Below are 10,274 nucleotides of genomic sequence, written 5' to 3' on the forward strand. Positions count from 1 at the left end.
GTACGCCCGGCATGGGCATGAACTTATGGGGTGAAAGTCCCCTGCGGGTAAACCAGCATCGGATCCTGCGATTGATAATAACCACTAGCATAAAGCAAGTACAATCTCCTGAGGGGTTGTGCTGAGGCAGTCTGACTGCAAAGTGCGGACCCACATGTCGTGGTGATGCGGGTAGCAGGTCAGGAACCTCCAGCTACCCGATTTAGCTGGTTTGTCCAACAGCTTGTTGAATTCAGGGACTACTAAAATGAGTAAAAGCTTGTTCTAAAAACAATTTAAAGTTCATTGGGAAAGACTTAGTGAGAGTAATTAATTCATCCAGGAGTTTATTTATTTCTTCCAGATGACACCAAATCTTTGATACGTCATCGATGCCATGTTGATCAATATGTTCTTTTAGACTTTCGTTTAAAGTTTTGTATGATAAAACTTTCTGTATAAATTCAAAATGATCTTTATCTGTCTTCTTGGCTAATTCGGTTAGGCCATCGTCCTGTTCTTGAAAAACGGCTAAAATACCTGTGTCTACCGGGAAGCCAGCAATGTCACCCAATTTACCTACTGCTATTGATTGCCCTGGTGTTCCAGTGGGTAATGCTATCGCCTTAAGAGCCTTTTTAAATTTCCATTCAGGATCACTCTCGACTGTTGTTCTAAGCGAAGTTAAATAAGCTTGGCTGATTGATAACGATGATACAACTTTTTCTATAGATTCATTCATAGATACTAAGTGAGGAATGATGATAAAAATGGACTGAGGCCCATGACTTTTTATGATAGTCTGGACTCTTTCAGCCAGTTCCAGAAATTGAGTTCCTCTACTGTTTATGTCGCCTATAAGCTGTCGTCCTTGATCTATAGTTTCTTTGCTTATTTTGATTGCAAAGACATTGGGGGATGGAAAAATTAATATGAACGAAATGAAAATTGTAGAGAAAATCTGCATGACTTTTAAACTCTTGGGTTTAGATTTTACTTTTGAAGAATATAATAATCTTACCAGTCTTCCACAGATATAATGATTTATTTTTTCGTTTTGCTTGCTTGCTTGCTTGCTTTTTGGTTGCAGAGATTTCTCTCCTATTCTGCCAGTTAACGAGTTTGTAGAAAAACCACCTCAAAGGCTACTGTCTCCATGAGACTCACTTTAATATTTATTTAATTCTGTTCCAATTATATCAAAGCGTTTGAGTCGGACTGAGCTTTTGAAATACTGACGTCCCGATCCATTAACTTCTGAAGATTCACCTGCTTTGGAAACCGCTCTCTGCACATTGCGGGTGTCGCCCGGAAGGTGGCAATGTAGCCCTGAATGACTCCTTTAGAGATTTTCATCCGGTCGGCCATATTGCTTTTCAGTGACTGATTATCGCTATTGCGTTTCTCCGGTTGGATCTTAAAAAAAGTTTGATACGACTTGCTGCTTTGAGCAGGGAATTTATGCGTTGCTGGTCTTCCTGACGATGCTGAGGGTTGACCCCAGGCTTCCTCTTTATGTTTAGTCATCAGGTTGGCGATCATGCGTTCCAGCTTCTTTTGCTTATTTGCCAGTGCTTCATGGGTGCCATTCCTTTCGCGAATGAAATGTAAACCATTTTTAAATAAGGAGATGTGTCATACCAACTCTGCTACAACTGTAGCTGCAAAAGTAAAAAATTTTGAAGAGTTGAGTGATGAATCAAATAGCTGCTTGGATACTTTCGTTGCTCTTTGCTGAATCTACCATCACTGATAAGATTTCAGTTCACTGGTTATACAGTTGGATTCTTTTTTATATACAGTACCGGAAGGAAGTATGGGTATTTTTTTTAGAGGTGGATTTTGTGACGAAGTTTATAAGCCCGGAATGCACAGATTATTCACCTCGCCTATTACTAAAGGAATGAGAATCAATGTAAGGCCTCGGATATATATTATTGAGAATACGCCATGTGGTACTGTGGGTAGTCTTAAAATCAAGATGCTTTTGTAAGTGTTATGCTATGAACTTGATTGAAAAAATATTGATTGCTGTAATAGCTGCTTCTCTTTTAAACGTACAAGGTGCAGTAGCCATTAAATTAAAAGATATTTTTAAATATGATGTACCGCTTTTAATTATTTTAAAATATTTAAGTTGTCCGGAAGAAGTAAATCTTCTCGAGGCAATTCAGAACTTGGAAGGTATGGAAAGAGCTATAGTGCTGATCACTAATGATATAGCCGATAAAGTTAGCCATATTGATTTTCCTTTTGTTCCAGAAACAGTCTGGATTGATGGATTATCAAATTGTTTGCAGGAAGATGTAGTTCATGATGGTCAATGGTTTACTATAAGAGGAATACCACTATCTGGTTTGCTTTCATATTGTCCAATTGATAGATTCGAAATAAATCTTGTTCGCTCTGTAGTATTTTATAATTGTGATATTAAACCATGGTCAGGTGAACAATGGACTATTGCAGGCCAGAGGAAAGATGGAATTGTGTTTTTTATTGAAGGGGGGGGTTCTGAATCAACAACTATGGACACTACAGGTAAAATTCTATTAGCTCCATCGTGGATGGAGCTGATTAAAAACTTGGACCTTTACGATGTAATGTGTCTTTTCAACGGATGTAAAATTTCCAATGATATACGCGGTTTAATTATGTCTTGTGTAAGCTCGGAGTCTGATATTTCACGAATTGTGATGAATATCTTATGTGAAATACTTAATGGTAAGCAAAAAGAAATTCAAGATAGTATTCGCCAAAGCAGGCTTCAAAAAACACCTTTTTTACAGTCATTCACACCATCTTATATAAACTAGTCATTAATTTATTAGTATGATCAAATGTAGATTACATAACCAGATTTTTAGAAGAATCACATCAAAGGCTGCTATGTCCAGGAGAATCACTTTAATATTCGTTTAATCCTGTTTCAGCCATTCAGTTATATCTGAGTGGCTGAATCGGATTAAGCATTTGAAACACTCTCTGTCGGAAGACAGCAAGTCCTGATTACGTGACTCTAATCAATAGCTTTTCCATCTTCCGTAAAGCGAAGCCATTGGTGAGAAAACCAGTAATAATGACGTCCATCCATCGAGGGGGCCGTGCAATTGTAGCGACTGCGACCGACCGGCAGGGGCGATTTGGCCTGAGTTGTGAATCGGGTTTTCTCTTTATCCAGCCATTTCAGCTCTGCTCTGCCCTGACCGGAGACATAACAGTTGAGTTGCTGTTTCTGATAGTTGCCGTCTGCCAAAGTTAGGGTTAGAGAGGGCGTCAGGTTCTTTGGGTCAATGATAGCGGTATCGGGCTCCTGTTGCGTCACTGGCAGGGGTCTGCTGTTTACTTTGGTTCTGAAACCACTCATATCGGAATAACTCCCGGACATAGGGAATCTGGGCAGGCGGGTAAAGTCTGACAGTGGGCCAATAGCGCCAGACTGCTGACCAAACCCAATGTAGCCCATCTCCTTGATCATCTTTCTCAGTTCTGGGGCTGTCTCGCCGAAAGGCCAGGCCAGCATTTTGACATCCTGACCGGTTTCGTTCCTGATGCGTTGTTCTGTGTCGGTGATCTCCTTTCCGGAGCGTTCCAGCCAGGCCTGATCGGATTCGCCGGGTAGCTTTTCCGGCATATGAGGGTGGCTGGTGGTATGGTTGGCGATGGTAGCGCCTGAGCGGCTCATCTCCTGAATCTGCTTCCAGGTCAGGAAGTTGCCAAAGCCACGATCCACTGGCTGAGTGCTGACAAAAATTGTAAACGGCCAACCCTTATCTCTCAGCATTGGGAAGGCATTTTCATAGATGTTTTTGTAAGCATCATCAAAAGTGATCACTACCGTTTTATCGGGCACTGACCGGCCACTTTGAATGGCTTTGATGATGGTCTCTATGGGCGCTACATTGAAGTCATTTTTATCCAGATAATCCAGATGTTGCCTGAACATCTCTGGTGTAATGCTGGTGACAGCAGGGGTCTTATCGCTGACATGGTGATATTGCAGGAACACTGCGCTATCTGCCGCCATCGCCACAGAAGGTATGAATGCCGCAGCGGCCAGTAATCCTTTCAAAGGCCGGGAGGCAAGCTGGCTGATTTGCTGAATGCGGGAAGCTATGCGGGGGTTCATGGAGCCTCTGTTGCTAAAGTAAGGTGAGTCATAGGAGACGCTTGTGATGAGTTTCAAGCTTCGAAACTAAGACATTTACGGTATGTTTGGCAAGCAATGCAAGTTGAATTCAAAAGATTAGGTTCAATGGGAGAGCCTGTTCTATGGCTCAGGCGTTAGCCCGGACCCGGATGTACCAGGAGGATGGGTCTATAAGCTGCCCGTTTTCATCCATTTGTGGGTATTTCAGTCCCCGTTCGTCACAATATCGAGCCAGTTCGGGATATCCCCAGCGAAACAGGGTAGGAGTGTAGATCTCCGGAGGCAGGCTGGGTTTATCATACATCCCCTTCAACAGGCGCTGTCGTTGAGCTTCAACCAGGATGACTGCTGCTGCAACCGAGACATTGAAAGAAGCCACAATGCCCTGCATGGGAATAATAATATGTTGATCAGCCAGCTCTGCCGCCTGAGGACTGATACCCTTTTTCTCCGCGCCCATCATAACCGCTACAGGCGAAGTGTAATCGACATCTGAATAGGGGATTGCACTGTCGGAAAAATGCGCAGCATAAACTTTAAAGCCGCTGGCTTTCAGTTGTGATATACCTTCCTCTACACTGCTGTGATGATGAACATTAACATATTTATGGCTGCCCAGAGCTCTGCCCCGAAAATTTCGATAGCCCATCTTTGGCTGGCTGAGATGGATATCGGAAATGCCCACTGCATCGCAGGTTCGGATAATAGCTGAGAGATTATGGGGTTTATGAACTTGATCCGTGAGCACCGTCAGGTCGGGTTGACGTCGATCCAGCAGATCTTTAAATTTTTTGTAACGTTCCGGTGTCATGGTTCTGCTCTCAATGTGGCATTGTGTGGTGTTACTTACGGATATGAAGGAAGCATTTTACATCATGGTGATATCGAAAGAGGCTTTTTGTGGAATCTGATAGCTTTGTAGCATTACATGCATGGCTTCAACATCATGGGCACTGGCTGGGCCCGATTATAGCATTGGCTGCTTTTGTGGAATCGCTGGTGGCTGTCGGTTTTGTTATTCCTGGTGTTGCCCTGCTGTTTGCTCTTGGGGCTCTGGCTGGCAGTGGCTTGATGGAACCCTTGCCTATGTTGGCCTGGGCTTTTCTCGGTGCGGCCCTGGGGGATGGTATCAGCTTTCAGGTGGGCCATTGTCTGCATAGTCGGATTCGAGACTACTGGCCATTTTCAAGGCATCCCGGTTGGCTGGAAAAAGGCGAACGATTTTTTGAAAAGTACGGTGGTTTCAGTGTTGCACTGGGACGTTTTATAGGCCCTATCCGTCCAGTTATTCCAGCCGTTGCCGGGATGATGGATATGTCCCCCCTGCGTTTTTATATCATCAACCTGCTCTCGACGGCGCCCTGGGCGGTGGCCTATACCGTGCCAGGCTACCTGACCGGCGCAGCCTTGAAGCTGGAGGTACCGCAATCCTTCTACTATCTGTTGGCCGGTTTAACTCTTGTTTCGTTGCTGATTGCTTATTCAGGACTGATTCTGGATCGCAGGTTCTGCAGGAAAAAGTTGATACTGTTGTTACCGGTCAGCTTTGTTGTGGTGGCGCATGTCAGTTTATTACTTCTGACTGTTATGGACGTCAGTGGTCAGTTGGATGACTACAATGCCATGATACATTCTTCTATTGCCAGCATGTCTCTACCGATAGTTGAGCCTATGTTTGGTCTGGTGAACTGGTTAGGAAGTGCGGTTGTTCTCTGGGTGCCACTGGTGTTGTTTGCTGTCTACTTTCTCTGGATCAGGCGCTATAGAAAATTATTGATTATGTTGACGTGTCTTGCAGGTATGGAAGTCACACTCTGGTTAATGAAGTGGGGTATCGATAAACCCAGACCGGCTGACTTTGATGGTCTGGATCAGTTTTCTTTCCCTTCCGGACATACAACTCAGGCAACCTTCGTTTGGTTAATGGTTGCCCTGTACCTGACGGCAGCGCAGAGAGGCGTTGTTAAGTTCTGTGCCTACAGTTGTGCTGTGATGATCGCCCTTATGGTGGCACTGTCGAGGCTTGTCTATGAAGCCCACTGGTTTGGGGATGTTCTGGCAGGTTTGCTGCTGGGAAGTATCTGGTTCAGTGCAGCGGTGGTTGCGGAAAGAGTTTATTTCAACAATAAAGTTCCCAAGCTTCAAATGTCATGACAAAAATCGCCCGGAATGGTTCCGGGCGATTATCTTCAAAAGAAGAAACTCTTAATTCAGTTTTCTTACAGGGCTGGAATTGAGAGTGTTGATTGCTTCTGGTTACTGAACTCGAAATCAATAAAGTAATTGTCGCTTGTAGGCCTCTTATATTGAGGGTCCATAGTATCTATAGCCAATACAACCCGGTGTCCTTGGGGCACATCGTAGGCTGTGGTGACCAGCTCGAAGGATATTTCGATTTTTTTTCCTGATTCAGCCTGGGGTAAGGTTGATACGCCGTGGGTGATCAATCTTGCATTCCCCAATGAGTCCATGTCATAGAGATAGCCCACCAGCTGTGCCTTGTCGTAGTGTGGTTGAACCACAAGGTTAACAGTCGGATTACCTCTTATTTTCATGACGTTCTGAAGCTTATCGGTGTTGAAATAAATGCCTCTGAAATCGGATGCGGCATAAATGTTAGTGACGACCGGGACTTCAAGCTGCTCCAAAAGTTGTGAAAGAACAGGAATCTGAGTACTGAATAAAGTACCCGTCCAGGAATTGATCGTATTGTCTTTTGTCAGCCAGAACGGCGGTTTGTAGGGATGGGCTTCCAAATCGCCGTTATCAAATGCAGACCTTGGGTGAAGATAGTACTTCTGTGCGGAAGCCTCTTTTATTGGAAAACTGTCGAACCCTTCAAAGCGGTCTTTGAACTTCACTTTCATCTGCAAAGGATTTGCTTGACTCAGTTCATTCGTTTCTCCTTTCAGATGAATGTCGAACCATCGGTAGACGTTATTCCAGACCCTGTCTTCACCAATGCCCAGCAGGGAAGGCAGCAGCTCGGCTGTGGCATGGGATCCGGTCAGCAGGTCCATATGTTTGGGAGTGCTTAGCTGGCTAAACATCTCAAGCAGAGAGTTTGGCTGGAAGAGGTTATCGCCATAAGCTTTGGCAAGATAGACGGCGGTATTATTTTGATTCAGCAGCTCGACATAGTTGATCGGGGATCTTTCTTCTGCCCACTCTATAACGGCTGGTAACTGATCCAGCTTCTGGTTTTTAATGATGTCCCAGTTTTCAGCAATGACCGGCTCAGGGTTGCCTATGAGGTCGGCCGTCAAAGTGAGTATTTCTCCCCAGGCCAGTCTGGGGGTTTGATTACCGTAAAGTGCTTCCAGCAGGCTTCCCCAGCTGCTCATGGCGGCAACGGCTTTGACCCGTTCATCATGAGCTGCTCCGATCAGGCTGATACCTGAGCCGTAAGAGATACCAGCGGTACCAATAGCATTGGGATTTACAGGGTAATTATTGAGAAGAAAATCAATCACCTGACTGTAGTCGGCAATATCCTGAGGGCCAGCCGTATCTATTCGTCCGGTAGACTTGCCAAAGCCCCGGGTAGAATAGCTAAGAACGATATACCCCCGTTCAGCGAGCGTTGCAGCCTGCTGCAGGTACTGGTACTCATTCATCCCCCAACTATTAATAAATACGACAGCGGGGGCGGACCCGCTTAGTGAGGTGGGAACAAAGATATTAGCAGTCAGTTCTGTACCATCATTGGTCAGAATGACAATATCATCATCGGTGGTGTAGCGGTCAGACTCTGGAAATTGTCCATTGTTCAGCAATCCGGCAGCAAACTGAAACAGTGGCTGTTCGGATGCGAGGGAATGGAGTGGGAAGAGAGACAGTGCCAGATTGAGAACCAGCAGCTTAACTAGCCGTTTCGACATTGAGTTACCTTTTTTATTATTTTTATGTTGTTTCACCCACAATTGAATCTTGACGATTGTCATTGTGTTTCAAAAGGGTGCAATGTGATCATACACAGGTTTTAAGTGAGTGTGTATTAACTTGTGGGTGTTTCAGGCAAAAGATGACAAACAGTTTACAGAAACTGAAATGAAGGCCTACCGGTTTAAACGCGAGAAGGTTCAACTGGAAAAAACATACTTTTCCCGCTTCACCTGTCTTGGAGCAAAACCCAACGCTGTCAGTTCTGCGGATGCGTCGTCAATCATGGCAGGGTTGCCACACAAGTAAACGAGGTCTTTTTCCGGGGAAAGATTCAGTTGTGGGAACTGGTTCTGGAGATAACCCGGGTATTCGTTGGCGGAGGTGTCCAGTGACTTTTCTCTGCTGTAGCAGGCCCTGTATTCTATGGATCCGGATGAGTCAGCAAGATGCCGAAAATCCTGCTCGTAAATCATATCGGCCCTGTGTCTTACACCCATCATGACCAGAATTCGGGTGCCTTCGTCGGCCAGCTTTTTCAGTGCAGGTATCATAGCCCGGTACGGAGCAACGCCTGTTCCGGTACCAACGAGTATGATTCGACCATCGTACTTTTCCGGTGCAGTGAGAACCCCGAAAGGCCCACCAATGGACAATTCCAGACCCGGTTCTGCTTCGCTGAACAGAGCAGAGGCAGTCCCTCCCTTCACAAAGCTGATGGCTATCTCAAGCTGTTGAGAGCTTCGAAAAGACTCGGGCGAATTGCTGATGCTGTAACTTCTTTTATAGTCCTGACCCTGAAAAGAAAAGTGCAACTGCACAAATTGTCCGGGCTGATAGTCGAACCCGGCCTCCAGTCTGAAGTCTAACTGCACAGTATTCTCGCTGAGCTGATGCTTGGCTGTCAGGGTTGCAGGATAGAGTGGGCGTGGCATTTTGAACTCCTTGTTCGTCTTAAATAGGAACTCATTAATCTGTCTCGGGGATTTCCATTAATATTTTAATATCAACGGATCGTGATTTTGTCTGAAGTGTCCTGAGGACGAGCTTTTTCAGAGTAAGCGCATCCAAAACCCACGCCCTACCACTCTTATCCCCACTGATAAATCATAAGCCTCAAGTCTACAAGGAGGCAAATAGGTCACCCGGGCACTGCCTCAGAGAGAAGTGGCAGCAACACTTTCAATTCTGGCGTGATTGCGGACTAAGCCAGAGCGCTCAGTAAGGGACAATTTCGTAACGAATCTTGATATAAAAGGAGAGTGGGGACTCAGGTGTAACTGCAAGCTTATTAACTCAAGCTGAATGGTTCCCGCCTTTGCGACAGCCTCCTTCGCGGGAATGACGACCTGCTGCTTAGCGACCATCATGATGTTGATTTTGAACAGGCCAAAGTCCCGGTTGGTGCGATCCGGACAGACAACCTGGTTCCCTTCGGGCACCATCCAGTCAACGACCATTCTGGCAATATCATCAAGCTCCCTGCTACTCAGGGCAAAGAAGCGCTTTAGACGCTTACGCCTGGAGTCGATCTCGGTACCGTGCCCCACAGTTCGGGCAATACGGGACAGGTTGACTGACCCCATCTGGATGAGGCCAAAAATAACCAGCGCAATAAGATCAATGCGGGATTGATGCCAGCCAAGAGAGATTTTAAGATGCTTTGCCAGTGAATGGGTGTGTTGCACGAAGTGAGAACAACAACTGGCAGGGGTGCTCCAGTATGGTTCAGTCGAACAAGATGCATACGTCTTAAAGCGTCTGTTCGTCGGGAATAACTGGCCAGGATTAGCTGTGCATTTTTTAATGGTTTTTTTGGCAGGCCCTGTATAGACAGAAATAAATAATACATTTTCAAATATAAAGTCTATTGTTACGCCTTATCAATAAAATGTTTGGGGAAATGCGACCATGAACGCGGCAGGGCTTCTGACTGTGGTTCGCCTGTTCTTTTTGTTTATCTTGTCTGTCACTTTGCCGCTTGTCGGTCACTGTGCTGCTTATACCAGCCTGTTGAGCTGGGCGGGTTGGGGGAGTTCATCCAAATCCATTGAGACGTGGGAGGATCGATCGGGGGAGATTAGTAAACTGTCTTTTAGAGGGAATAAACAGGCTGAAAAAAACGAGTCTGGTCATTCTGACGACAAAAGTCGTTTTAGTGGGCCTTTGGCAATACCCGGAGCCCCTGTTACTGCCGATAACGGCGAACCCTTCACAAGCTCTAGTGGTGGCGGTTTTGGCAGTGGCGATGATTTAGACGATTTAT

10 protein-coding genes are annotated in these 10,274 nt (G+C 45.5%); 3 read left to right on the forward strand and 7 right to left on the reverse strand.

Features of this window, described 5'->3' with window-relative positions; genetic code table 11:
- Window positions 1-232: 232 nt before the first annotated feature.
- Both KDK19_RS06915 and KDK19_RS06920 read right to left on the reverse strand, forming a co-directional pair.
- Window positions 233-946, reverse strand: a complete 714-nt coding sequence (locus KDK19_RS06915) for a hypothetical protein (protein ID WP_257253177.1) — start codon at window positions 944-946, stop codon at window positions 233-235.
- A gap of 227 nt (window positions 947-1,173) precedes the next feature.
- Complete coding sequence (locus KDK19_RS06920; RefSeq protein WP_257291613.1) at window positions 1,174-1,506, reverse strand: hypothetical protein; 333 nt, start codon at window positions 1,504-1,506, stop codon at window positions 1,174-1,176.
- Between the two features lie 476 nt (window positions 1,507-1,982).
- Between KDK19_RS06920 and KDK19_RS06925 the strand changes: the two genes are divergently transcribed.
- The gene (locus KDK19_RS06925) at window positions 1,983-2,792 is read left to right on the forward strand and encodes a hypothetical protein (protein WP_257254961.1); all 810 of its coding nucleotides are present in this window, start codon (window positions 1,983-1,985) and stop codon (window positions 2,790-2,792) included.
- A 203-nt stretch (window positions 2,793-2,995) separates the two neighbouring features.
- On the opposite strand, the gene KDK19_RS06930 is transcribed toward KDK19_RS06925, so the two are convergent.
- Window positions 2,996-4,105 carry a polysaccharide deacetylase family protein gene (locus KDK19_RS06930; RefSeq protein ID WP_257281694.1) on the reverse strand — a complete coding sequence of 370 codons (1,110 nt, stop codon included), beginning with the start codon at window positions 4,103-4,105 and terminating at the stop codon, window positions 2,996-2,998.
- Between the two features lie 148 nt (window positions 4,106-4,253).
- Window positions 4,254-4,937, reverse strand: coding sequence for a tRNA (guanosine(18)-2'-O)-methyltransferase TrmH (gene trmH / locus KDK19_RS06935; protein WP_257281693.1), 684 nt, complete (start codon window positions 4,935-4,937; stop codon window positions 4,254-4,256).
- 89 nt (window positions 4,938-5,026) lie between these two features.
- Between trmH and KDK19_RS06940 the strand changes: the two genes are divergently transcribed.
- Complete coding sequence (locus tag KDK19_RS06940) at window positions 5,027-6,280, forward strand: bifunctional DedA family/phosphatase PAP2 family protein (RefSeq protein ID WP_257281692.1); 1,254 nt, start codon at window positions 5,027-5,029, stop codon at window positions 6,278-6,280.
- Between the two features lie 65 nt (window positions 6,281-6,345).
- On the opposite strand, the gene KDK19_RS06945 is transcribed toward KDK19_RS06940, so the two are convergent.
- The 3 genes from KDK19_RS06945 to KDK19_RS06955 all read right to left on the reverse strand — a co-directional run bounded on the left by KDK19_RS06945 (window position 6,346) and on the right by KDK19_RS06955 (window position 9,696).
- Window positions 6,346-8,007, reverse strand: coding sequence for an alpha/beta fold hydrolase (locus KDK19_RS06945; protein ID WP_257281691.1), 1,662 nt, complete (start codon window positions 8,005-8,007; stop codon window positions 6,346-6,348).
- 201 nt (window positions 8,008-8,208) lie between these two features.
- On the reverse strand, window positions 8,209-8,943 hold the full coding sequence (locus KDK19_RS06950; protein WP_257253461.1) for an FAD-binding oxidoreductase: 735 nt from the start codon (window positions 8,941-8,943) through the stop codon (window positions 8,209-8,211).
- Window positions 8,944-9,165: 222 nt separating this feature from the next.
- Window positions 9,166-9,696, reverse strand: a complete 531-nt coding sequence (locus KDK19_RS06955) for a hypothetical protein (protein ID WP_257281690.1) — start codon at window positions 9,694-9,696, stop codon at window positions 9,166-9,168.
- 223 nt (window positions 9,697-9,919) lie between these two features.
- Between KDK19_RS06955 and KDK19_RS06960 the strand changes: the two genes are divergently transcribed.
- Window positions 9,920-10,274: hypothetical protein (locus KDK19_RS06960; protein WP_257291614.1), on the forward strand; the 355-nt coding region annotated here is incomplete at its 3' end.

This window comes from Endozoicomonas sp. ONNA1 (genome assembly GCF_024606325.1).
In the GTDB taxonomy this organism is placed as follows: domain Bacteria; phylum Pseudomonadota; class Gammaproteobacteria; order Pseudomonadales; family Endozoicomonadaceae; genus Endozoicomonas_A.

Bases quoted from the DNA above. Each gene is read 5' to 3' on its own strand.
- KDK19_RS06930 (WP_257281694.1), bottom strand. From the start codon at position 4,105: ATGAACCCCCGCATAGCTTCCCGCATTCAGCAAATCAGCCAGCTTGCC.
- KDK19_RS06925 (WP_257254961.1), top strand. From the start codon at position 1,983: ATGAACTTGATTGAAAAAATATTGATTGCTGTAATAGCTGCTTCTCTT.
- KDK19_RS06950 (WP_257253461.1), bottom strand. From the start codon at position 8,943: ATGCCACGCCCACTCTATCCTGCAACCCTGACAGCCAAGCATCAGCTC.
- KDK19_RS06920 (WP_257291613.1), bottom strand. From the start codon at position 1,506: ATGACTAAACATAAAGAGGAAGCCTGGGGTCAACCCTCAGCATCGTCA.
- KDK19_RS06915 (WP_257253177.1), bottom strand. From the start codon at position 946: ATGCAGATTTTCTCTACAATTTTCATTTCGTTCATATTAATTTTTCCA.
- trmH (WP_257281693.1), bottom strand. From the start codon at position 4,937: ATGACACCGGAACGTTACAAAAAATTTAAAGATCTGCTGGATCGACGT.
- KDK19_RS06945 (WP_257281691.1), bottom strand. From the start codon at position 8,007: ATGTCGAAACGGCTAGTTAAGCTGCTGGTTCTCAATCTGGCACTGTCT.